The following is a 24,406-nucleotide window of genomic DNA, read 5'->3' as shown; positions in this document are numbered from 1 at the left end:
TATCGCACCAACCATTTTGAGCACAGTACAAAATACAAATCGTTATAACAACTTCCTACGCTAGTACTAACTAGTTCAGGTACAAAGGGTTACAAAACTTGCATTTTGCTCTCAGCCAAAGGCACCCCTGTTGTAAACGCGATTTATCCTAAAGTAATTTTCCGGAGGTGTCTACTGCTAGATTTTGTTCGTAATATAAATCGGCTATAACCATACTCCTGCCCACTTTGATTGTGTGAGCGTTGGCTGAGCGTAAGTCGAAGCCTTTATGAAGTATGATTTTCCCAAGCTACCTACTTCGACTGATGCTCAGTGCATCGCTTCGAATTACGCTCAGGGTACGGTGAGCACTTGTCGGTGAGCATTTAGTTTTAGTCCATAAATCTTATCTAGAAATGTGAGAATAACATTTGGAAATATGCATGAGTCAGCGCTTGACCGATAAAAGGGTACAGCGCACCAGCAATCGCGATAGAGGGACCAAAAGGAATGAGCGAAGTTCCTTGTCGCTTCATTAAGCTTATGATAATAGCAAACACAATACCAATCACCGCACTGGTGAATATCAAAAACAACAAACTTGGTGCGCCAAACCAAGCGCCAAGGGCTGCCATTAATTTGAAGTCACCATAGCCCATGCCTTCTTTTTTAGTAATGAATTTAAACACCCAAAAGACGAGCCATAATATGCCATAGCCAAGGACCGCACCCAATATTGCCTGTATTGGCGAGCTAAAAACAAACCCGCAATTTATTAATAGCCCAAGCCATAACAAAGGTAAGGTTAGATTATCAGGCAATATAAAATGTTTAAGATCAATCACTGCTAGCGGAATTAAAAAGAAATACATAATGCAAAGTGATAGAGCAGCAGGCGTTATACCAAAATAGTACAGCGTGAGAAACACCAAAAGACCGCTAATGAGCTCAACACTTGGATAGAGCCAAGATATTTTACTGTGGCAAAAGCTACATTTACCGCGCAAAAAAATAAAGCTTATAAGAGGAATATTGTGCCATGGCTTCAGTTGCTGGTGACATGCCGGACAAGCTGACCTGCGATGAATATTTTCAGATAAGCCCCTCTTTATATCAGGTGGCGAGATATCAAGAATATCATAGGCTTGATCTTTGTATTGCTTATCTAGTATTTCAGGTAGCCGCGCAATGACCACATTTAAAAAACTACCAACACAAACAGCAATAATGGTTGCCGCAATGATAATAATAGGAGCTATCTCGTTTAAAAATTCCATAACCACATTCAAAAAAACAGATTTCTTATGAGTATATACCGATTAAAAAAAGCGAAAACAAAAACTTTGGTAATTGATGCTTAACCGAATATCAATATTGCGATATACTTGCCGGTGTTTTCGTTTTTGTGTCGATCAGAACATGAAAATTTTGTTAAACAAACCATAAAGTAAATAGTGAGAAAGATATGAATTTACATGAATATCAAGCAAAACAGCTTTTTGCTGAATACGGCTTACCGGTATCAAAAGGTTATGCTGTTGAAAGCGTTGAAGAAGCATTGGTTGCTGTTGATAAAATTGGTGGTGACATGTGGGTTGTTAAGGCTCAGGTTCATGCAGGCGGTCGCGGTAAAGCGGGTGGCGTGAAACTTGTTTCTAACAAGGAAGATGTTGCTAATTTTGTGAAAAACATGATGGGCACACGTCTTGTTACTTTCCAAACCGATGAAAACGGTCAGCCAGTTAGCAAAATCCTTATCGAAAGCTGCACTGATATTGCCAAAGAATTATATCTAAGCGCGGTTGTTGATCGTAGCACGCGTCGTATTATCTTTATGGCATCGACTGAAGGTGGTGTTGAGATTGAAGAAGTTGCAGAAAAAACACCTGAGAAAATCTTCAAAGAAATTATTGACCCAGTCGTCGGCGCGCAACCTTACCAAGCACGTAAAATTGCGTTTAAGCTTGGCTTAGAAGGCAATCAAATCAAGCAATTCACTAAGATTTTCTTAGGTCTTGCTAAAATGTTCCAAGAAAGAGATCTTGAGCTTTTAGAAATCAATCCTTTAGTCATCACTAAAGAAGGCAATCTCCACTGTTTAGATGCTAAAGTAGCTGTTGATGGCAATGCATTATATCGTCAACCACAATTAGCTGAATGGCGTGACTTATCGCAAGAAGATGAGCGTGAAGCACGTGCTGCTGAGTGGGAGCTTAACTACGTTGCTCTAGATGGTGACATCGGTTGCATGGTTAATGGTGCCGGTCTTGCAATGGCAACAATGGACATCGTCAAACTTCACGGTGGACGTCCTGCAAACTTCCTAGATGTCGGCGGTGGTGCAACAAAAGAGCGCGTATCAGAAGCATTCAAAATCATTCTATCTGATGCAGCAGTTAAAGGGGTATTTGTGAATATCTTCGGTGGTATCGTGCGTTGTGACATGATTGCTGAAGGTATTATGGCAGCAGTTGAAGAAGTTGGCGTTAAAGTGCCAGTCGTTGTGCGTCTTGCCGGTACAAATGCTGAGTTAGGTGCCAAAAAATTAAAAGAAAGCGGTTTAAATATTATTGCTGCTAATGGTTTCACAGATGGTGCGAAGAAAATCATCGAAGCAGTTAAAGAGGTATCTCACGTATGAGCGTTTTAGTTAATAAGAATACAAAAGTTATCTGCCAAGGTTTTACTGGTAAGCAAGGTACTTTCCACTCTGAGCAAGCGATTGCTTATGGTACAAAAATGGTTGGCGGGGTAACACCAGGCAAAGGGGGTACAACTCACTTAGGTCTACCAGTATTCAATACGGTTCAAGAAGCCGTTGATGCAGTACAACCTGATGCAACTGTTATCTACGTACCAGCACCTTTTTGTAAAGACTCAATCATTGAAGCTGCTGATGCTGGCATCAAATTGATCGTATGTATTACTGAAGGCATTCCTGTTATGGATATGCTTGAAGCGAAGGTTTATGTTGAGCGCTCAGGCTCACGTTTGATCGGTCCAAACTGCCCAGGCGTTATTACGCCAGGCGAGTGCAAAATCGGTATTATGCCAGGCAGCATTCATATGCCAGGTAAAGTTGGTATCGTATCACGCTCTGGTACATTAACATACGAAGCAGTTAACCAAACAACTGCTTTAGGTTTTGGTCAATCAACATGTATCGGTATCGGTGGCGATCCAATTCCAGGTACTAACTTTATCGATGCTTTAGAGATGTTCCAAAACGACCCACAAACTGAAGCAATCATCATGGTTGGTGAGATCGGTGGTTCAGCTGAAGAAGAAGCTGCTGAATACATTAAAAAGCACGTTACTAAACCAGTTGTATCATACATCGCTGGTGTCACAGCACCTGCTGGTAAGCGTATGGGTCACGCAGGAGCCATCATCTCTGGTGGTAAAGGTACAGCCGCTGAGAAATTTGCAGCACTTGAAGCCGCAGGTGTCGCTGTTAGTAAATCACCTGCTGAATTGGGCAAAGTCCTTCAGCAAGTTACTGGTTGGGCGGTTCCAGCTTAATCATCTATATTCTTTTCAAGCGCACATATTGTGCGCTTTTTAGTTTCTTATAGTTTATTTACTTTGATTGCACTAAAATTTTGTCTGTATACTTTTAAATTGTATATACTTCAAAGAGCTAAGCTAACGTTTAGGAGATTAACATATGGCAAATACACTTTATGATAGAGATTTCTATGCATGGACTATGCAAACAGTTAAAGCACTCAGAGAAAAAGCTTTTGATAAGGTGGATATAGAACATTTAGTTGAGGAAGTAGAAAGTATGGGTAAAAGTGATTTTAGAGAGCTTAAAAGTCGTTTAATTGTACTTATTGCACATTTACTGAAATGGGAATATCAAGAAAGTCAAAGAAGCACTAGTTGGCAAGGAACTATTAGGGAGCAACGCAATTCAATAGAAGATGTGCTTGAAGACAGTCCAAGCTTATATCGCTTACTTGAAGGCTTAATGACTGAAGATAAATTATATGCTCGCGCAGTTAATCTTGCTGCTTTGGAAACAGGAATTGCTAAAAAAGCATTTCCTGAGCACTGCCCTTATACAGTAGCACAGCTCTTAAATCATGACTTTTTACCTACTGATGATTTAGAGTAAACCTAAAATTTTTATACAATCACGATCATATGGCGCCTCAAAAAACATATTCTCACCAGTCTTCGGATCCTTAAATGACAAGTTCGCTGAATGCAAAAACAAGCGATTAAAGCCTTTTTTTATTAACACTTGGTCTTTATCGGCAATGCCATATTTTTTATCACAAACGATCGGACAGTGATATGCCGCAAGATGCACACGAATTTGATGCGTTCTACCGGTGTGCGGCATCGCTTCGACCAAAGTGTATTGATCAAATTTTTGCAAGATTCTAACACTGGTTAATGCATCCTTACCTTCTGTTTTATCAACACGCACCATACGCTCACCATGTAGTAGTAAGTGACGCTTTAATGGCAAATCAATCTGTTTGATTTTATTTGACCAACTGCCATGCACTAGGGCGTGATAAGTCTTTTGCACTTCACGCTTTTTCAAAGCTTCATGAAAATAGGTCAAGATGCTGTATTTCTTGGCAATGATCATACAACCCGAGGTTTCCTTATCCAAGCGATGTGCTAGCTCAAGTTTTTTAGCTTGAGGGCGCAGTTGACGCAAGCGCTCTATTAACCCTGAGTTAACGCCTGAGCCACCGTGAACGGCAATGCCAGAGGGCTTATTAATAATCATATAATCCGCATTCTCGAATAAAATAAGTGATTCAAGGAAACTCAAATGGTCATCACTTACCTTAGCTGGCGCTTCTTCCTCAAGGATAAAGGGTGGAACACGTACGATGTCACCCGGCTCAACGCGATAAGTTTGTTTAATGCGTTTCTTATTGACGCGTAAGTCTCCCTTGCGAATCCAACGATATATCAAGGATTTGGGCAGTTTACTAAACTGTCCAATCAGAAAATTATCAATGCGCTGACCTTCGCGATCAGCATCTACTTCAATATGTTGAACACCTGCCATACTAGAACTCAACCACGCTACGAATGCTTTCACCTTTCTGGGATGGTAATACATCAATAGTTTCGATTGAGAGGGGTGTATTGGCTTGCCAAGCAACGGCTGCTTTAGATTTTATAGTATGAGACATGTCGATCCTTTGTTCCTGCAAAATATTGGCACTTATTATGCGCGAAACCACCAACCCCGCCAAGGATTTCCATATCTTTTTGCCCTATCTCCTGTTAATAAACCAAATCCTTTGGGTCTATATCGATAAAATCCGGTTCAGGTGTCACATCAAATTGAATGGCGTTAATGGTTTCTCTATTTTCTAACTTGGCCTTGCATAGCCGATGCATGCCATCCATGATTTGCCCATCAGCACACAACAAAATAGGATAACTCAAATCAGCAGCTTGAATAAGTTTCATATGCTCAATAATATTCAAGCACGTTGGCTTTTCTTCGCCAAGCTCATACCAATAACACTGATCAAGCTCTTTAAGTTGATCGACTTTAATCGATATTGCTTTTAGGTGCTGTGATTCTTTAACAAGCTTTTTAACATCCCAAATTAACAGCTGCCCTTTAGCGGACTTTCTAAAATGATACTGAGTCCTCATTCGGCAATCTGCTCTAGGCAGAAATTGGTTTTACCAAGCTCAGCCACAGCAAAGCTCGTTGCTTTTTGGATCACCACATCTTGTGCTTTCGCATCTTGCTTATCTTGTGTATAGAAAACACTGATCACAATTGGTTTGCATTTGTTTGGCCATATCACGCCAATATCATTCGTTGTACCATAATCACCCGTACCAGTCTTATCACCAACGATCCAAGACTTATTAACACCCGCTTTTATGCGTTTATCTCCCGTGGTATTTGTTTGCATCCACTTGATCAATAAATCACGCTGCATAGCAGGAAGAACATTACCCAGCACAATTTTATCTAAACTCTGTGACATGGCTTTTGCTGTTGTTGTATCTCTTTTATCTCCTGGGATAGCGGTATTTAAATAGGGCTCATAACGATCTAACCTAAAGGTTGTATCACCAATGCTTCGCGCAAATTGGTTTAACTTATCCAAACCACCTAACTCTTTAAGCAGTAGATTTGCTGCTGTGTTATCACTTAACATCGCTGCATGACATAATGCGCTAACGGTCATGCCTTTACCCAGATTTTCTTTGGTGTACGGTGAGTATGCATTGACCATATCTTTTTGTGTATACTCAATCTTCTTTTCAAGCAATTTGGGCTCATTAACACTCTTGTTTAATACTGCCGCAACAAGCATCAGTTTAAATGTACTGCACATCGGCATGCGTTTATTTGCATGATAATCAACAACTTGATCATTCGATGTGTCAATAGCACTAATTGCCAGTTGCCCACCGTACTGTTTTTCAAGTGCCTTAAAGTTATTATTAACATTTGCAAAGCTTGTCAGTGTTAGTAACGACAAAGTCACACCCACTGTATACTTACTGATTAAACGCATAATAGCTCCCCATTAATTTCTATTTGACAAAGCTTACAGTGCTTATCATCATATCTACAAACCCACCGTAACACCATGCCAAATATCATGCCTAATATCGCTATTTTTGATCTTGATCACACGCTTATTTCTGTTGACTGCTCCAATGAATGGGCAAAATATCTATGTGATCAGGAACTGGTTAATAATCCAAAAACTTTTATGGCAACCAAAGAGGCATACGATCGCGCCTATCATGCCGGTGAAGTCGATATGCTCGGATTTTGCCACTTTATCTTACAGCCTCTGATTGGATACAATGAAAGCTCATTACAAAACACATTAAAAGACTTTGCCCACTTTATTGTCAAGAACTTCACTTACCCTGAAGCTCACCAAGCAGTTAAGGGGCATGTAGCAAAGGGAGATCAGATTTTATTAATATCCGCAAGCTTGATCGATTTAGTGCGCCCCATTGGTCTTTTGCTTGGATTTGATCAAGAAAATATTATCGGTGTACAAAATGTCAAAGAAAATGGCAAACTCACGGGTGGAGTGATTGAACCACTAAGTTTTGGTAGCGGCAAAGTTCACTACTATCAACAATGGCTTCAAAAACAACCCGAGATATTTGAGCAAAGTATTTTCTACTCTGACTCAATTAATGATGCGCCATTATTAAAGCTTGTTGATAAAGCAGTTTGCGTGAATCCAGATCCTAAATTAGCATTATTAGCTCATGATAATAAGTGGGAAGTAAGAAGCTGGCAGCAAATGGAAACGGCTCACGAACAAATCAATGACGTGTATTTTTGATGCACTCCTTTAGTTCAATAACATCTTTTTGATCAAGACCTGTTATTTCATAAACATCATCAATCGCATAGCCTTTATGCAACATTTTGCATGCAGTTTCTTCTGCCTTCAAACGCGCTCCTTGCTGCATACCCTTTGCAATCCCTTGTGCTTCCCATTTTTCTGCTACCGTCATAACATCACCTCTTAAACTTGGCGCTATTCCGGGCGCATGTGCGGGAATAAGATCACATCACGAATCGATGCGCTATTGGTGAAAAACATCACTAATCTATCAATGCCAATACCCTCACCTGCGGTAGGTGCTAAACCATACTCTAAAGCACGGATATAATCCGCGTCATAAAACATCGCTTCATCGTCCCCTGCATCTTTTGCTGCAACTTGCGCCTTAAAGCGCTCTGCCTGATCTTCTGCATCATTTAACTCAGAGAAACCATTGGCAATCTCACGCCCACCAATAAAGAACTCAAAACGATCGGTAATAAAAGGATTATCATCATTGCGACGCGCCAATGGTGAAACCTCGGCTGGATACTCGGTAATAAAGGTTGGTTGAATCAAACGATGCTCAACCGTTTCTTCAAAAATCTCTGTTTGTACTTTACCTAAACCGTAGTGTGATTCGACTTTAATGCCTAGCTTTTTAGCAATTGCTACCGCTTGGTCAAAATCACTCAACTGCTCTTTAGTAATCTCTTGATTAAAATGTAAAATTGAGTCAAACATACTCATACGCACAAATGGTTGTGCCAAATCATAATCCTGACCTTGATAATGAATATCTGTTGTACCCAAGACTTCTATCGCCATCTTGCGCAATAAATCTTCGGTTAAATCCATCAAATCTTTATAGTCAGCATAGGCTTGGTAAAACTCAATCATGGTAAATTCAGGGTTATGGCGCGTTGATAAACCTTCATTTCTGAAGTTACGATTAATCTCATACACGCGATCGAAACCACCGACAACCAAACGCTTTAAGTAAAGCTCAGGTGCGATACGCAAATAAAGCGGCATATCTAGTGCATTGTGATGTGTTGCAAAAGGTTTTGCTGAAGCGCCCCCTGGAATCACGTGCATCATTGGCGTTTCGACTTCCATAAAGCGATGTTCATCAAAATAGCGGCGAATAAATTGAATCATTTTAGAGCGCGTCTGAAATACTTTACGACTCTCACTATTAGTCATCAAATCAACATAGCGTTGGCGATAACGCGTTTCTTGATCGGATAACCCATGAAACTTATCAGGCAATGGGCGGATTGATTTGGTTAATAACTTAATGCTCGTTGCATGCACCGATAATTCGCCGGTATTGGTCTTAAATAATATGCCCTCAACACCAACAATATCACCCAAGTCCCAATGCGCGTTAAAGCGATCATACTCGCCTTCGGCTAAATCATTTTTGCGAATATACGCTTGAATACGACCAGACATATCTTGCAACGTGATAAATGATGCTTTACCCATCACACGCTTAAGCATAATACGCCCAGCAATTTTTACTGTTGGCTTATCTGTCAAAGCCTCTAACTCTGCTTTTTCGATCTTGCCATATCGTGCTTGCAGGCATGCTGCTGCGGCATTGGGTTTGAAATCATTAGCAAACGCAATACCATTATTTGATTCGGTATGCTCTTTAAGCTTTTCTTTGCGCACTTGAATCTGATTATTTTCTTCGATTTGCGCTTCTTCTTTTGTCATCACTTGATCTTGAACTTGTTCTGTCATGGCTGTTATTCCAATTTTTTATTTTAATCTTTATTTAAGGGCGTATTCGATACGCCCCTACGCTACATCATTTTCAATACGCCCCGCTACATTATGTGCAACACGCTCCTATGGTGTATCATGCCAATTTTAGTAATCTGGCTATCACAAACCCATTTTCAAGCTGGCTTCGATAAATTTATCTAAATCACCGTCAAGCACTGCCTGTGTGTTGGTATTCTCTACAGAGGTTCTTAAGTCCTTAATTCTTGATTGATCAAGTACATAAGAGCGAATTTGGCTGCCCCAACCAATATCTGATTTAGACTCTTCAAGCGCTTGCTTTTCAGCATTGCGCTTGTGCATCTCTAGCTCATATAACTTTGATTTTAGCTGCTTCATCGCTTGATCTTTGTTTTTATGTTGTGAGCGATCATTCTGACATTGCACGACAATACCTGATGGCTCATGCGTAATTCTTACCGCTGAATCTGTACGGTTGACATGCTGCCCACCGGCACCTGACGCGCGATACGTATCAATGCGCAAATCCGCGGGGTTAATCTCAATCTCGATATCGTCACTCACCTCAGGGGAGACAAAAACCGATGCAAATGACGTATGACGACGATTGCCTGAGTCAAACGGTGACTTACGCACCAAACGATGTACACCCGTCTCAGTCCTAAGCCAACCATAGGCGTACTCACCTTCAAAACGAATCGTACAGCTCTTAATGCCTGCAACATCGCCATCTGAGACTTCAATGAGCTCTGTTTTCAAGCCATGCGCCTCACCCCAACGTAGATACATACGCATAAGCATTTGCGCCCAATCTTGCGCTTCAGTGCCTCCCGAGCCAGATTGCACATCCAAAAACGCATCATTTGGATCCATTGGGTTATTAAACATACGCATAAACTCAAGCTTAGCTAACGCAGATTCCAAATGATCAATTTCGGTGATCACCTCTTGCAAGATGCTCTCATCATCAGCTTCTTGCGCAAATTCAATCATCTCTAGCGCATCAGTAATTCCCTTATCAAGCGTTAAGACATTATTAACAACCACTTCAAGTGCTGTTTTTTCTTTACCTAGCGTTTGCGCATTCTCTGGATCATTCCAAATCTCTGGATTTTCCAACTCCATTAATACCTCGTCTAAACGCTCTTTTTTATGGGCAAAGTCAAAGATACCCCCGAAGTGTATCTAAGCGCATTGCCATCTCTTTTAATTGTGTTTTATAGCTATTTACTTCCATTACAGAAAATTTTATTTGATTGGCGTTAAAGTGGTCGATATTCTAGCATAAGCTTGACTCAGCTGCGAATTGTTTTTCCCTTTGCACAGTTTAAGCATAGCTCAATTGCTATTTTGTTCTATAATGACGTAAAAAAGTGTATTTTATTGTATCTAAATGCATCGCAAGCAAAGGAGATTGCCATTATGTCATCACAACCTCTTTCTCAAGTCTCGCCTAAAGAAAAAGAAATCTCGCGCACGAAAAATATTGTTGCTAGCTTCTGCGGAAGCGTTTCAGAATGGTATGAATTTGTTGTTTATGCCTTTTGCGCACCCTTCTTAGCGCCCTTGTTTTTCCCTTCTGACAATCAGCTTGTTTCCGTTTTAGCTGTTTATGGTGCCTTTGCTGCAGGCTTTTTGATGCGTCCATTAGGGGCGCTTGTTTTTGGTTACTTTGGCGATAAATATGGACGACAAAAAACTGTCTCTATTGCGGTTATTTTAATTGGCTTACCGACTGTCATCATGGGCATTATGCCAACCTATGAACACATTGGTGTTATCGCACCCATTGTGCTTATTCTTGTGCGCATGCTCCAAGGCTTAAGTGTTGGCGGACAGTTTACCGGATCTGCCGTTTTCATCAATGAGCATATAGGCAGTAATCGCCGTTACCTAGGTGCTGGCATCACCTTTACTGGCGCATTTGTTGGCATGCTACTGGCATCAGCAGTTGGCGCGCTATTAACGGCTATTTTAAGTGATAAACAACTTGCCAGTTGGGGATGGCGCATCCCTTTTATCTTAGGGATTTTTGTTGCCATCTTAGGCTATTACCTTAAAACGCACACCAGCGAGACTCCACAGTTTAAAAAACTCAAAGCACACAATGCCCTACCAAAGAATCCAATTATTGAAGCATTTAAAACACAAAAATTTGGCATGCTACTTGGTATTTTCATTTGTTGGCTAACGCCATTAATCGTCTATCAGCTATTTATCTTTATGCCAACCTATGCGCATACTTACCTTAATATTGAGCTAAGTCACGCACTTGAAATCAATGCCATTGGCATGATCATCTTATCTGTTTTCACCGTTTTTTGGGGCTATGTTGCTGATCAAATTGGCTTTTACAAGGTCATGGCAACGGCGGCGGTTATTTTGCTTTTCCTCTCACCATTACTCTATTGGCTAATGTCACTACATACTTCGATTTTTATTCTGGCACAAATTATTTTTGCCATTGTAGGAGCTGCTTTTATCGGTCCTGTAATGGGTATGCTTAGTCATTTATTCACAGTCAATGCGCGTTATACCGCGTTATCAATCAGTTATAATATAGGCTTTGGGATTTTTGGTGGCAGTGCAGCATTGTTTGTCATCTATCTCATTAACACAACGATGATCACATGGATTCCTGGTGTTTATATTTCCTTTGCTGCCATTATTTCTTTGATTGCCTTAACGATTGCCAGAAAACACATGAAGGCTTAAAAAGCCGATCATTTTAATTGCAGTTTATCTGCCAACACTCTAAAGTGGCTCGCTAACTATATAAACAAGTATGCACTTCGCTGCTTGACTAAGTACTATCTGAATATTTGGAGTTATCAATGAAACCGGTTAACAACCGCCTATTAGTCGCCATATTGATGTTGACGATTGTTATTGATGTCATGGGTGTGGGACTTGTTTTCCCCGTCATTCCTGAAATCATGATGTCAAAACAAAGCCCATTTTTTGGGGTTAACACAGCTGATTCGCTACGCAATTTTTATTATGGTCTATCCATGGCAGTATGGCCTTTGGGGATCTTTATTGGTAGTGCGATTATCGGCAGACTCTCTGATAAATATGGGCGTAAGCTGATGATCATCGTCTCACTAGCTGGCACGATTGTTGCTTATCTATTATCCGTAAGCGCTTTAGCGTTAGGCTCATTAAGCATTTTCATGTTAAGCCGTTTTATTTGCGGATTTTTTGGTGGCAGTTTTAGTATTGCGCAAGCAGTTATCTTGGATATTTCTAACGAGAATAATCGTGTTAAAAACCTAAGTTTAATCACGCTTTCCGCCTCTATTGGTTTTGTCTTTGGACCACTTATAACAACAGCTGTTGGTTTATTATCGCAAACGGAATATCAAGCCATTACACTGCCATTTTGGTTTGGCGCAGGACTTTCTGTGGTCAATCTATTAAGTGTTTGTTTCTTGCTACCTGAAACCTACACCAATCGTATTAAAGAGCAAAAACTTAAGCTGATAAGTCTTATCTTCAGTTTTAAAGTAATGTTTAGCGACAAGCGTGTCAAAATACTTGCATTAGCCTTTTTGATGTTGCAAATCGGTTGGGGCTACTACGCCCAAGGTTTACCACTTGTATTAGCGCAAGCATTCCAATTTGAACCAGCCAGCATTGGTTTTGTTTTTGTGATCATGAGTTTAGGTTTTGCCTTTTCAACACTTTACTTTCAAAACGTTGTGCTTAAACGCCTTAACAATCATCTTGCGATGCTATTAAGTGGCACCATTATCGCGATATTGATTGCACTTTGCACCTTTTTCTTAAGCCCAAGCTCAATGATTATCAGCGCATTTATTGGCGCGCTATTAGAAATCATCTTTTATACTGCCTTATTATCAGTCATTGCCAGCAAAGTTGAGGGTCATGAACAAGGCGCCATCATGGGAGGCACTACTTCTGTATTTGGTATTGCTTGGGCAATCAACGCCTTTACCCTTGGCTTATTTACAACATTCTACTTATTACTTCCTCTGTATCTAGCGGCGGTGAGTATTTTAATCGCAGGATTAGTCGTCAAACTAGACAAATAACATAAGTTATATTTATTTACTAACGATTTGCTTTGAATTTAACGTACTATACCCCTTCCTAAAAGGGAGAAAATAAGGAGATTTTATATGTTAATTAAAAATAAGCCCGTCACACTAACGTTTTTCATCACCCTGTTTCAAACGATGAGCACAGGTGTTATGTTTAGTTTAACCGTGTTGTATTTAACGCTTTCACTCAAGGTTAGTGAAAGCGAAGCATATATGCTCAACACCGCACTTTTTTCGCTTTTTTATTGCTTGCCACTGATAGCAGGTATTGTTGCTGACAAGCTCTTAGATGCAAAGCGCACGCTGATTATTGGACAGCTTTTTAGTATTTTTGGCTTTTTTGCCTTAGCACAGTTTGGCGAGCCTTTACTTGTCACGAGTTTAAGCTGCATTGCCATTGGTGGCGCATTTTACTTGCCTAGCATTTGGAAATTATTGCATAGCTGCTTTCCAGAGCATAACACGAAACGCTCATACTACTTTACTGTTGCCTATATAAGCCTTGCCACAGGCGGTATGATTGCAACATTTAGCTCAGGCTTCATTGCCAACTATTTTAGTTACCAAACTGCCTTTTATATTGGTGCAATCTACAATGTAATTTCACTCGTGTTGTTTATATCGTTCCAACACATTTACCCTGCTTCAAGACAGATTATTTCACTAAGCAAATACACATATAGCTTGGTTGTTTTTGTGCTTACCTTTGTTATAGTGCACTACCTCATGCAAAGACCACATGCCACGGTCACCATTATTTATATTGCTGGATTGTTACTTATTGCATACTTCTTGTATCTTGCAAGCCAAGCGCAAAACATACAGCAAAGAAAGGGAATTTTAAAATTTCTGGTATTTTGTTTTATCAATGTTGCCTATTGGAGTATTGCTACTTTGTCACAGACAAATATCACACTCTTCGCACAGTACAATCTTAACAGGCAAATTTTTGGGCTTACCTATCCGGCAGGTTCTGTGATTACTTTTTGGTATATCAGCATGTTTATTTGCGCAATTGGCGTGAGTTATTTTTGGTATCGCAAGCTCAAACACAATGCATTTGATCAAAAATTTCTTATTGGGCTTATTGTGACTGCAATTGCGGGTGCTGCAATCCCAGTTTCAATATATTTTTCAGGACTCCATAATCAGGTCACTTTTTTCTGGATTATTATATTTTTCTTCTTCTTAGGTCTTGGAGAAATCCTAATACACCCTAATGGTAGCGCCTCTGTAGGGGAGTATATTCAAGAAAAAAATCGAGGATTTGCACTTGGTTCTTGGGAATTTGCAAGTGGACTTGGCGTTGCCATCTCAGGGCAACTATCTGTATTAACGGTCACCGATAGCAAAGAAACGAATTTATTATTAAGCAATCAAGCCTATAGCCATGTGTTTTTGTATATTGCTATTATTTGCCTTGCCTTTGGCATCATTACATTCCTCATTAATCGCTTTTTGAGAACATCACATTAATACCTTAATTTTGTAGTATTCATTTATAAAACTAGAACGCTTAAAATATCTCCCACAGCATAGGCAATCTTTGAACATGCTAGCTATATTGCGGTGGGGCCGATTGTACAGCGCTTTTAAAGCTAAGGGGTAATACGCTTTAAAAGCCGCTCGTACATTTTTATAATCTAATAAACCACACAGAGTAAGACAATGGCAACCATACACACAGCAGAAGAATACGCTAATATTTATAAAATCTTACAAAAACATGATAATTCCAAGCAAATCATAGACCATATCACCAAAGAAATTTTACCTACTATCAACTGCAATCGCTCTTTAGATATCGGGGCAGGTGAGGGCAAAATTACCAAAAAGATTTCGCCACACTTTAATAACACTCTAGCAATCGAACCTAATCCTACTTATGCAAGTTTATTAAAGTCAATTGATGACTTAACCGTGATCAATCAAACTTTTCAAGAAGTCAAATTATCTGAGCAGTATAACTTTATATTATGCTCTCACGTACTCTATCACGTCGATGAACAAGACTGGGAAATTTTTGCATTAAAGGCGTATAAAGCACTCGCACCGGGAGGTGTGCTCATGTTTGTCGTGCCATCGAATAAGGGTGAACACTATGAAAAATGCATAAGTTACAATCCACAATATAAGTGCTATAAGCTTCTCAAGGCAATTGCTAATAAGCATAAGATTAACTATAAGCTCAAAATAACTGATGCTTTTTACAATACAACAACCTTGGATGAAATGTATCAAATTTGCCGCTTTTCAATCCTAGAGGACAGCTTCACCTATGAGATGTATCAAGGCCTTCTACAAAAAGGGATTGAGCCATTCAATGTAGATGTTATGGATTATGCTAAGCGTAAATATGTCGATGATAATCATTACTCACTAATCATTCACCCTGCCTTTATTAGCTTTCATAAACCCTTGTAATTATCGTAATAAACGCGCATAACGGCGCATATTCTGAAATAACCCATGGCTTTTAAACCATGCTTCAATATTCCCTGAAAAATGGCTGCGATAGAGCTCCTGAATATTACGAATATGTGTGCGTACTGTGCCAACTGAACACTGCAATATTCTGGCACTAACAACTGTACTATAGCCTTCAAAATACAAAGCCAGACATTTAATTTGCTGCTTTGTCAGATAAAGCCCTTGCGCGTTAATTAACACATACAGCTTTGCCAACATTGCATAACAACGGCTATTTGATTCGTTTAATGCCTCTAATGTTTTCGCCGCTGTTTTATCATCAGTGATCTGCGCAAAAACACCTGCCATATCAGGTGATAACGAATATTCTTTGATTTTATCCTCTTGCCAACGCAACATAATTGAAGCATTAAAAACAAACTTCTTACCTGTGGTTTCTATACCGCAAAACTCACCAATATGCTCACAGTTTTCAGAAAACTGTAATACAGTGGTATCGGCGCAATGCGCTTGCTGTAAGAAATCCAATGATCTCACATCAACCGATTGAAAATAAAAAGAAAGATCCATGGCAATTTCATCACGCCCAAAAGCAATACCATAGTCAGTCAAAGCCAAACAATCGGGTGTTAGAAACTCACCCAATGCATTGTTATCGCGCCCAATCAGCAGAGCATCTAGGAATTCTTTTGTTTCATTAACCTTGTTATTACTCTTCGTCATCCATGTTCTCTTTTAATTACACGATATCAAAGTCAAACATTTGATTAGCAAATGGCTCGTCAATCAATCTAAAATGCCACCATTCCGTTGCTATTGGTTCAAATCCAGCACTTAACATCTCTTGACGTAATAACGCTCGGTTGGTAATCGCTTCTTTTGAGGCTTCTCTATTCTCAGGATGTGACAAGGGATCCATATAATCAAAGATCGTACCCATTTCAAGCGCTTGACCTTGTTGATCAATCAATGTTAAGTCAACGGTGCTACCACTACAGTGGTTTGATGTTTTATTAAAATAGCCCTGTCCAAATAAGTCTGCTTTGCTTAAGTTGGGATAATACTGACGCTGCGTATGATTATCGTGAGTGTCTTGCGCCCATTGCCAAAAATCATCAACGGCTTTAGCGGGACGATAAGCATCCCAAATCAATAGACTTAAATTATGTTTAGCAACACGTTGAGCTACCTGCTGCAATGCAGCGTAGCAGACCTTTGTCATCAAGCATTTATTCGCATAATAGCCTACTATACGCCTACCTACGATATTATCATCATAGCTGTATTTAATATCCCAACGCATTGGGTCCGATTGCGTTAACTCAATAAACTCACTATGCATAGTGCAACTACCGAATATTAGAAAGGAATATCGTCATCATCAAAGTCATTAAGTTGACTTAAATCTGGCTGCACTTGAGGCTTGGCTTGCTGTGGCGCCTGATTATATGCACCTGCTGCAGCTTGTGGTTGCGCTGATGGTTGGTTAAATTGTGGCTGCGAATAACCTTGCTGAGGACTGCCTCCATTCTGTCCTTCATTACGTCCGCCCATTAGCTGCATTTCAGTAGCAACAATCTCGGTTGTATAGCGCTCTTGACCATTTTGATCTTGCCATTTATTAGTGCGAATACGCCCTTCAATATACAGCAACGACCCTTTTTGCGTATATTGTGCAACCGTCTCTGCTTGCTTACCAAACACGACAACACGATGCCATTCTGTATTTTCAACAAACTGCCCTGTTTGACGATCTTTATAGCCATCATTGGTCGCTAATCGCAAATTTGCTACCGACATACCACTTGGCATATAGCGCACCTCAGGATCTGCACCCAATCGTCCAAGCAAAATCACCTTATTTACTGTACCCTTAGCCATAAATCACCTTTTATTCTAAATTATTCTAATTTTTCAGTCTGAAATTCACCGACCTATAGTATCACAATGATCGCAGCGTTAACACGCTTAGCATGTAAGATTATTGACAAACTTAATCAACGCATAGACCTTGATGTCATATGCTCTTTTAAGAAGCTGACATATCATTTTTTATTACACAATACGCCATTTTGCCATAGTCCATTGCTTGCAAATCTGCTAATCTGAGTGACGTAAAATCGATAACAAATTGGAGTTAATCATTCATGAGTCGTTATGATAACATCAACATGGATAATTTATGGAATGAAGAACAAGATCATTTCAGTAATGAACAATATTATTCGCTGTTGATAGAACAATATAAAATCTACGTTGAAATGGCAGATCGTGCAAGCTTTCGTCGTGTGTCAATCAATCTATTTTTCCTTATTGCCAATATCGCCATCGTTGGCATTATGGCACTTGGCATTAGTCGCTCTAGCACTGAGTTATCACTTGGCTTATTGGTATTGCCTTTATTAGGCTTATTAGCCATTTGCTATTGCTGGTGGCGTGTTGTACGTTTTTATCGCCATACGGTTAATATCAAAGAACAAGTCATTGGCGCGCTTGAAAAACGCCTACCTTCTAGCCCCATCTTTTCTGCTGAACGCGTAACTGCATTACAAAAAGGTTCTTTCACGCCACTTAAGCGTATCGAAACTTATATGCCGTTTGTATTCTTCTTACTATATATCGGCATCTATATCTATCTTTTGATTGCTTGGGGGAAATAAGCAATGACCACAACTTTAATTAAAGATGAACTAACACAACTAAAGTCACGTTACCAATCTTTTATTGATCAAGGCTTAAAGCTTGATATGACACGTGGCAAGCCATGTGTTGAGCAACTTAATCTATCCGATGAGTTACTCAACAACTTAAATCATCAAGATGTCGTTGTTGCGCCTGATTATCGCAATTACAGCCCACCTGATTTACTTACAGGACTTCCCGCAATCAAGACACTTTTTGCCGATGTGCTTGGTATTACGAGCGATCAAATCATTGTTGGCGGCAATTCATCGCTTAATTTGATGTATGACACAATTATCAAAGCGCTCATTCATAAACTGCCAAATCAGACAAAAAGCTGGTCTGAACAAGGGAAAATCAAATTTCTGTGTCCAACCCCTGGCTATGATCGTCACTTTGCCATTTGTGAGTCTTTTGATATTGAGATGATTAACATTCCTTTAACTGGCAATGGTCCAGATATGGATCAAGTGGAAAAACTCGTTGCTAATGACAGCAGCATCAAAGGCATGTGGTGTGTGCCTAAGTACAGCAACCCAACAGGTGAAAGCTACAGTAATGAAACGATCAAGCGTCTTGCTGCGATGCAAACAGCTGCAAATGACTTTAGAATCTTCTGGGATAACGCCTATGCCGTGCATCACCTAGATATGCAAGATCAAGTGGAAATTATTGATATTCTTAGCGAGTGTACCAAAGCTGGTAATGCTGATCGTGTATTTATGTTTGCCTCCACCTCAAAAATCACTTATGCCGGTGCTGGCATTGCCATTATTGCCTCTAATAAAGGCAACCATGACTGGCTAGTATCGCAACTAAAAGCACAAACCATTGGTCATGATAAAATTAATCAGCTGCGCCATTTAAAGCTTCTTCCAAATAAAGATGTTTTTATGCAACACATGGCAAAACATGCAGCCATTTTAAAACCTAAGTTCGATATTGTGAATGAAGTCCTTAGTGCTGAGCTTGGCACGGATGGTCAATTTGCACAGTGGCACGAACCCAAAGGCGGCTATTTCATTAGTTTTGATAGCCAACCTGGACTTGCTAAGAAAATTGTCAAAATGGCACAAGATGCAGGTGTTAAATTAACTAACGCAGGTGCCACGTATCCTTATGGCAAGGATCCACAAGATTGCAATATTCGTATTGCCCCTTCCTTACCAACGGTCTCTGAGCTTAAAATCGCGACCGAAGTGTTAGCCGTTGTTACCAAAATTGCGACATTAGAACATTAACATCACCTTACTCAACCATCTTTGCTAAGGAAGCACTATGAAGGGTCTTAGAATACTCGTTGATCACCTTGATCTCTGGGCACCTTATTTTCCAACTGACAATCTACAAACCACTCAAGATTACTTAACAACAAAGCATCATCACAGTGCCTATTTGATTAATTTATCAGACGATACAGGTTATCTTGGTCAAGGTTATTATGCATCCCTACTTGCTGAAGCTAATGGCGATAAAGTCATACCCAGCGTTAGCACATTAAACAATCTTCAGCATCTCGGTGATTTATCATTTAGTCTTCTCAATATCCGACTGAATTCACAAGCTATTGATGTTTTAGAACAGCTTAATCAAGACAACACAGTACACATCAAACTTTACTTTGGCACATCTGCTTACCCAGGATTTGCCAAACTTGCGCGTAAAATTTTTGATATTTACAATGCCCCTCTTCTACAGATCGGCTTTATTAAAACTGCCAATATTTGGCAAATTCATAGTCTTACAACCATCTCCCTGCAAAGCTTAAATGATGCAGAGGAAACTTTTTTTGCAAATGCGCTGAGTGATTTTAGCACCAAAGTCTGGCGTAAGCCGCGCTCACAAAAGCAATATCGCTATGAAATGGCAATACTCGTTGATCCAGACGAAGCACTGCCACCAAGTAATAATCAAGCGATTAAAAAATTTATTAAAGCAGGACGCGCACTAGGTGTTGATATAGATCTCATCACCAAAGAAGATTATGCGCGCCTACCTGAATACGATGGCTTATTTATTCGCACTAACACCCAAATCAACCACTATAGTTATGCATTTGCTAAAAAGGCAGAGGAAAACAACCTTGTTGTCATGGATAGTACCCAAACAATTATGCGCTGCACTAACAAAGTATACTTGCACAATTTGATGGAAAAAAACCATATTACCATGCCTGAATCTTATTTTGTTTTCCGCCGCAATACCCCGCCAAACTGTGATGAATTAATTGAAAAATTAGGCTTGCCTATTGTGTTAAAAGTACCTGATGGTTCATTTTCAAAGGGTGTTAAAAAAGCTAAGACAAAAGAGGAACTCATTAGCGAACTAAATAATCTTTTATCTCAATCATCAATTATTATTGCGCAAAAATATCATTACACAGATTACGACTGGCGTATTGGTGTTTTGAATAATAAACCACTGTATGCATGCAAATACTACATGGCACCAAACCATTGGCAGATTGTAAATCACGGCAAAAAGAATGTGACTGCAGGGCCTGCTGAAGCATTTGGCATTCATCAAGCACCCAAAGATGTCATTAAAATAGCACTTAAGGCGTGCCGTTTGATTGGTCACGATCTTTATGGTGTTGATATCAAGATGATTGATGATAAACCTGCCATTATTGAAATTAATGACAACCCATCCATTGATCATCCATGGGAAGATGCTTATTTAAGTGATGAGCTTTATAGCAGAATCATGCTTGAATTTGTTAATCGTATGGAGCATAAGCGAGTTCACTATGACGATTAACATTCGTCTGGCGCAAACCAAAGATGTCCCTGCACTTATTGAGATTGAAAATGCTCTTTTTAACAGCGACAAACTAAGCAAAGCTCAATTTTATTACCATATTCGTTCATTAAAGAATGAACTTTTTGTTGCTTATGAGCATCACGAAATCACTGGATATATATTATTGTTTATACATCGTCATAGCGCACGCATCTACTCGCTTGCTGTTTCGCCAAACCATCAAGGCAAAGGCATAGCCCGCGAGCTCATGATACATACAATAAATCACTTAAACACCAACATTAGAAATGTTTTTCTTGAAGTTAACACCAATAATTTAAAAGCTATTCACCTGTATCAGAAGCTAGGCTTTGGCGTTAGTAAAACCATACATAATTATTATGACAATGGTGATAGCGCCTATAGAATGAAGAAAGCGCTTACTCAAACTTAGGCAAAACCAACTTACCCTTAACAAAAGGTGGGCACCATAAAAACTGTGTTGATAATATCTTTGAGAACTTAAATAAGCCATCTACAACACCGTCTTCTTCACCCGTCATTCGTAAGAACTGCGCTTCAAAGGGGTAAAAGCTTGTAGCAAAACACGAGAACATTAATCCGCCTTCAAGCTTATCATTAATCCATGGCATCGATCGGCGCCACATAAATGCTTCAGGTTCAAAGCTCTCTTGTGCTGTGCGTTTAACATGGGCAAACGGCTTGTTATCTTCAAACTCACGATTATCATCCAGGCTTCGCCCAATAATCTCTTCCTTAGCTTGCTGACTTGCTTTATCAAGCCACGCAAAGTCATGCTTCCACTTTTGAATAGTCCAAAAACTCGAACCATCTAAATATTTATCATCACTCACAACAATCGCGGTATTAAATTGCTCATCATCTTTAGGATTCTCGGTACCATCTTCAAAGCCAGATAAATCATGATCAACCATTTTGCCGTCTTCTACATAAGTTAAATAAGTGCAAGCTCGCGAGATATCCGTGCATTTAAAGGCATCACTTGCAATAGCAATCATTTGACGCGCCTTATGCATTAACATGCCTTGATCATTATCTCTTAACCAAAGCACTAAGTCGCAATGTGTTTTAGTCGCAAGCTTTTGCTGCTTTATTGTTGGTGTATATGCTTTGAAATCACTTTTTAGCTCTGCCTTGTGCATAAGCGCCTCACCCAAGCCAATCACCGTAGATTGACCATCAATCAGCTGACGTAAGCTTTGCATAACCTCCTTTAATTTACGCTTCTTCTTCAGAACAAAAAATAAATAAATTGCCGATGACGGTAAGTTTTCTAAAATACCTTGCTGATATTTTGGGATCTTGATCATTACTCTTCACTCCATCCTTTTGCTCTTGTCACGGCTTTGTGCCAATAGTTAGTATATTGTGTGCGTAGTTCGTTATTCAGTGAGCTTGTAAACTCTTTTTCAACAGACCATAACGATTTTAACTCATTAACATCCGACCAATAACCAACCGCAAGACCTGCCAAATAAGCCGCGCCTAATGCCGTTGTCTCTAATACTTGTGGGCGAATTACCTTAGCGTTAAGCATATCCGCTTGAAATTGCATTAGGAAATTATTTGCCACAGCGCCTCCATCAACACGCATTTCAGTTAATGGGATATTAGTATCTGATATTTGTGAATTAACAATATCCACTACCTGATAAGCTATGCTCTCTAATGCAGCACGCGCAATATGCGCTTTAGAGCTGCCACGCGTTAAACCAAAGATCGAACCACGTGCTGATTGATCCCAATGCGGCGCACCCAATCCTGCCATTGCAGGTACTAAATAAACACCACCATTATCAGCAACGGACAATGCAAGCCTTTCACTATCAGCGGCATTTTGCAAAATACCTAACTCATCTCTTAGCCACTGAATAACTGCACCACCCATGAAGACGCTTCCCTCTAGTGCATAGGTTGTTTTGCCATTAAGCTGCCAAGCAATTGTTGTTAATAAGTTATTGTTTGAAACTGCAGGAGTATCTCCTGTATTCATCATCATAAAGCACCCCGTACCATAGGTAGTCTTTAACATCCCTGGTTCTGTACACATTTGTCCAAATAATGCTGCTTGTTGGTCTCCTGCCACACCTGCTATCGGAATTTTTGTCGCAAAAAGGGTCGTTGCTGTTTGCGAATACACTTCACTTGAGGATTTCACTTCAGGCATCATTTCCTTAGGAATATCAAACAGCTTTAATAAATCGTTATCCCATTGATTGCTATGGATATTATAAAGCATCGTGCGACTGGCATTACTTGCATCTGTTGCATGTAGACGTAAATTAGTAAACTTAGCCATAAGCCAAGTATCGACCGTACCAAAGCATAACTCACCCTGTCTGGCTTTTTCACGAGCACCATCAACATGATCAAGAATCCACTTGATCTTAGAGGCACTAAAATAGGCATCAATCACCAATCCTGTCTTTTCTTGGATCATTTTAGCATGACCTTCAGCTTTTAATTTATTGCAGAAATCCGCTGTGCGTCTGTCCTGCCACACAATTGCATTATAAATCGGTTTGCCCGTGTCACGCTCCCAAACAATCGTTGTTTCACGCTGATTAGTAATACCAATAGCGGCAATATTCTTACCATTAATACCTGCTTTGGTGATAGCAGTAGCAGCAACTGCAGCTTGTGTACTCCAAATTTCCTTAGGATCATGCTCAACCCAACTAGGCTTTGGATAAATTTGTCTGAACTCTTGTTGCGCCATTTCAACCACTTGACCTTTTTGGTTAAATATAATCGCACGTGAACTCGTTGTACCTTGATCGAGTGTTAGAATATATTGCGACATGCATACGTCTCCTTATCATTAGCTCCGCCAGTATCATATACGGTATAGATACAAAGATACAATAAGATACTGAAAGAAACACAATAGAACCTAGATTGTACAAACAAAAAAGGCACCCTTAGGTGCCTTTTGAATTGGTATTGTATTGCGATGTCCCATCGTCTTGCAATGTCGAATAATTTGGCGGTGTCCTACTTAACTTCAGGCGTCCTGCCTTACGCCATTACATGGTCAATGTCATGCTTCCATTGATCAAATTTGTTCCCAACAAATTTGTCACATGGCGAATGGTGAGACGGAAAAATCAAATAGTGCCAACTATTTGCCGTCGAACGCCACTTGTAACGGATTAGCAAGTAGCCGATTTGATAAAATACAGGATGTATTTTTGATAAATACACTATCATCGACGCTAACTGTTTTCACTTCTGAGTTCGGAATGGGTTAAAAGCACTGCTTTTAACGACTTTGAAGCGAGGGGATATTTTCTCTCCCGAGCGTTGACTCAAAGTCCGGAATGATCACCATGGAAGGTTTTACGACAAACCGTCAAGGAAGTATTTTTGAAAAGCTCAGGTGAAATATATTATGCTTGGCAATGTCTTACT

At 39.8% G+C, this 24,406-nt stretch carries 24 protein-coding genes, 1 pseudogene and 1 riboswitch; of the genes and pseudogenes, 12 read left to right on the top strand and 13 right to left on the bottom strand.

The genetic code is table 11. From position 1 onward, the window contains the following. Positions 1-35: 35 nt before the first annotated feature. Positions 36-139, bottom strand: a riboswitch (TPP riboswitch). 250 nt (positions 140-389) lie between these two features. After that, positions 390-1,256, bottom strand: coding sequence for a prepilin peptidase (locus F3D68_RS06445; protein ID WP_151193627.1), 867 nt, complete (start codon positions 1,254-1,256; stop codon positions 390-392). Positions 1,257-1,438: 182 nt separating this feature from the next. Between F3D68_RS06445 and sucC the strand changes: the two are divergent. From sucC to F3D68_RS06430, 3 genes and pseudogenes are all read left to right on the top strand, one after another. After that, positions 1,439-2,620 (top strand): annotated as a pseudogene (gene sucC / locus F3D68_RS06440) (ADP-forming succinate--CoA ligase subunit beta); the annotation flags it as partial. Continuing rightward, positions 2,617-3,501 (top strand): succinate--CoA ligase subunit alpha, encoded by an 885-nt coding sequence (sucD, locus tag F3D68_RS06435; protein ID WP_151193626.1) that lies wholly within the window; start codon positions 2,617-2,619, stop codon positions 3,499-3,501. The pseudogene sucC and the gene sucD, both read left to right, overlap by 4 nt. 145 nt (positions 3,502-3,646) lie before the next feature. Then, complete coding sequence (locus tag F3D68_RS06430; protein ID WP_151193625.1) at positions 3,647-4,099, top strand: DUF29 domain-containing protein; 453 nt, start codon at positions 3,647-3,649, stop codon at positions 4,097-4,099. Here the strand turns inward: F3D68_RS06430 and F3D68_RS06425 are convergent. From F3D68_RS06425 to bla, 4 genes are all read right to left on the bottom strand, one after another. After that, positions 4,091-5,017, bottom strand: coding sequence for an RluA family pseudouridine synthase (locus F3D68_RS06425; protein ID WP_151193624.1), 927 nt, complete (start codon positions 5,015-5,017; stop codon positions 4,091-4,093). The two genes, F3D68_RS06430 and F3D68_RS06425, sit on opposite strands and share 9 nt — an antisense overlap. Before the next feature lies 1 nt (position 5,018). Continuing rightward, positions 5,019-5,144, bottom strand: a complete 126-nt coding sequence (locus tag F3D68_RS11465) for a hypothetical protein (protein ID WP_263478730.1) — start codon at positions 5,142-5,144, stop codon at positions 5,019-5,021. Between the two features lie 94 nt (positions 5,145-5,238). Next, the gene (locus F3D68_RS06420) at positions 5,239-5,619 is read right to left on the bottom strand and encodes a hypothetical protein (RefSeq protein ID WP_151193623.1); all 381 of its coding nucleotides are present in this window, start codon (positions 5,617-5,619) and stop codon (positions 5,239-5,241) included. Further along, positions 5,616-6,500, bottom strand: coding sequence for a class A beta-lactamase (gene bla / locus F3D68_RS06415; RefSeq protein WP_151193622.1), 885 nt, complete (start codon positions 6,498-6,500; stop codon positions 5,616-5,618). The genes F3D68_RS06420 and bla overlap by 4 nt, the downstream gene beginning before the upstream one ends. Before the next feature lie 75 nt (positions 6,501-6,575). Here bla and F3D68_RS06410 point away from each other — a divergent pair, with 75 nt between their 5' ends. Beyond that, positions 6,576-7,295, top strand: coding sequence for an HAD family hydrolase (locus F3D68_RS06410; protein WP_151193621.1), 720 nt, complete (start codon positions 6,576-6,578; stop codon positions 7,293-7,295). Here F3D68_RS06410 and F3D68_RS06405 read toward each other — a convergent pair. The 3 genes from F3D68_RS06405 to prfB all read right to left on the bottom strand — a co-directional run bounded on the left by F3D68_RS06405 (position 7,276) and on the right by prfB (position 10,272). Beyond that, positions 7,276-7,470 carry a transposase gene (locus tag F3D68_RS06405; RefSeq protein WP_151193620.1) on the bottom strand — a complete coding sequence of 65 codons (195 nt, stop codon included), beginning with the start codon at positions 7,468-7,470 and terminating at the stop codon, positions 7,276-7,278. The genes F3D68_RS06410 and F3D68_RS06405 overlap by 20 nt on opposite strands. A 23-nt stretch (positions 7,471-7,493) precedes the next feature. Next, positions 7,494-9,032, bottom strand: coding sequence for a lysine--tRNA ligase (gene lysS, locus F3D68_RS06400; RefSeq protein WP_411954960.1), 1,539 nt, complete (start codon positions 9,030-9,032; stop codon positions 7,494-7,496). A gap of 144 nt (positions 9,033-9,176) precedes the next feature. Beyond that, positions 9,177-10,272, bottom strand: a protein-coding gene (prfB, locus tag F3D68_RS06395; RefSeq protein ID WP_151193619.1) for a peptide chain release factor 2 whose coding sequence is annotated in 2 segments (ribosomal slippage) — positions 9,177-10,199 and positions 10,201-10,272 — 1,095 coding nt in all. Because the reading frame shifts where the segments join, the coding sequence is not laid out codon by codon here. A gap of 185 nt (positions 10,273-10,457) precedes the next feature. Here prfB and F3D68_RS06390 point away from each other — a divergent pair. From F3D68_RS06390 to F3D68_RS06375, 4 genes are all read left to right on the top strand, one after another. Continuing rightward, positions 10,458-11,750: an MFS transporter gene (locus tag F3D68_RS06390; RefSeq protein WP_151193618.1), complete on the top strand. Its 1,293-nt coding sequence runs from the start codon at positions 10,458-10,460 to the stop codon at positions 11,748-11,750. A gap of 119 nt (positions 11,751-11,869) precedes the next feature. Continuing rightward, the gene (locus tag F3D68_RS06385) at positions 11,870-13,090 is read left to right on the top strand and encodes an MFS transporter (protein WP_151193617.1); all 1,221 of its coding nucleotides are present in this window, start codon (positions 11,870-11,872) and stop codon (positions 13,088-13,090) included. 87 nt (positions 13,091-13,177) lie between these two features. Beyond that, positions 13,178-14,575, top strand: a complete 1,398-nt coding sequence (locus F3D68_RS06380; RefSeq protein ID WP_151193616.1) for an MFS transporter — start codon at positions 13,178-13,180, stop codon at positions 14,573-14,575. Positions 14,576-14,767: 192 nt separating this feature from the next. Next, on the top strand, positions 14,768-15,523 hold the full coding sequence (locus F3D68_RS06375; protein ID WP_151193615.1) for a class I SAM-dependent methyltransferase: 756 nt from the start codon (positions 14,768-14,770) through the stop codon (positions 15,521-15,523). Here F3D68_RS06375 and F3D68_RS06370 read toward each other — a convergent pair whose 3' ends face one another. Genes F3D68_RS06370 through ssb form a run of 3 tightly spaced genes read right to left on the bottom strand, consistent with a single transcriptional unit; the run spans position 15,524 to position 17,410 of the window. Next, complete coding sequence (locus tag F3D68_RS06370; protein WP_151193614.1) at positions 15,524-16,252, bottom strand: ester cyclase; 729 nt, start codon at positions 16,250-16,252, stop codon at positions 15,524-15,526. A gap of 16 nt (positions 16,253-16,268) precedes the next feature. Next, the gene (locus F3D68_RS06365) at positions 16,269-16,871 is read right to left on the bottom strand and encodes a M15 family metallopeptidase (protein ID WP_151193613.1); all 603 of its coding nucleotides are present in this window, start codon (positions 16,869-16,871) and stop codon (positions 16,269-16,271) included. A 17-nt stretch (positions 16,872-16,888) separates the two neighbouring features. Further along, a complete protein-coding gene (ssb, locus tag F3D68_RS06360) occupies positions 16,889-17,410 on the bottom strand; it encodes a single-stranded DNA-binding protein (protein ID WP_151193612.1) in 522 nt (173 codons plus the stop codon). Between the two features lie 266 nt (positions 17,411-17,676). Between ssb and F3D68_RS06355 the strand changes: the two genes are divergently transcribed. The 4 genes from F3D68_RS06355 to rimI are packed head-to-tail and all read left to right on the top strand — an operon-like array spanning position 17,677 to position 21,407. Further along, entirely contained in the window at positions 17,677-18,189 is a 513-nt protein-coding gene (locus F3D68_RS06355) for a hypothetical protein (protein WP_117003111.1), read from the top strand. Between the two features lie 3 nt (positions 18,190-18,192). After that, the gene (locus F3D68_RS06350) at positions 18,193-19,452 is read left to right on the top strand and encodes an aminotransferase class I/II-fold pyridoxal phosphate-dependent enzyme (RefSeq protein WP_151193611.1); all 1,260 of its coding nucleotides are present in this window, start codon (positions 18,193-18,195) and stop codon (positions 19,450-19,452) included. A gap of 37 nt (positions 19,453-19,489) precedes the next feature. Beyond that, positions 19,490-20,971, top strand: coding sequence for a RimK family protein (locus F3D68_RS06345; protein ID WP_151193610.1), 1,482 nt, complete (start codon positions 19,490-19,492; stop codon positions 20,969-20,971). Beyond that, a complete protein-coding gene (gene rimI, locus F3D68_RS06340; RefSeq protein ID WP_224728256.1) occupies positions 20,961-21,407 on the top strand; it encodes a ribosomal protein S18-alanine N-acetyltransferase in 447 nt (148 codons plus the stop codon). The genes F3D68_RS06345 and rimI overlap by 11 nt, the downstream gene beginning before the upstream one ends. On the opposite strand, the gene F3D68_RS06335 is transcribed toward rimI, so the two are convergent. Then, entirely contained in the window at positions 21,394-22,305 is a 912-nt protein-coding gene (locus tag F3D68_RS06335) for a Dyp-type peroxidase (RefSeq protein ID WP_224728255.1), read from the bottom strand. The genes rimI and F3D68_RS06335 overlap by 14 nt on opposite strands. After that, positions 22,305-23,798, bottom strand: coding sequence for a glycerol kinase GlpK (gene glpK / locus F3D68_RS06330; RefSeq protein WP_151193609.1), 1,494 nt, complete (start codon positions 23,796-23,798; stop codon positions 22,305-22,307). The genes F3D68_RS06335 and glpK overlap by 1 nt, the downstream gene beginning before the upstream one ends. Positions 23,799-24,406 lie beyond the last annotated feature (608 nt).

Source organism: Cysteiniphilum sp. JM-1 (assembly GCF_008711525.1).
GTDB lineage: Bacteria > Pseudomonadota > Gammaproteobacteria > Francisellales > Francisellaceae > Caedibacter.
This window is presented reverse-complemented; position numbering and strand designations above follow the sequence as displayed.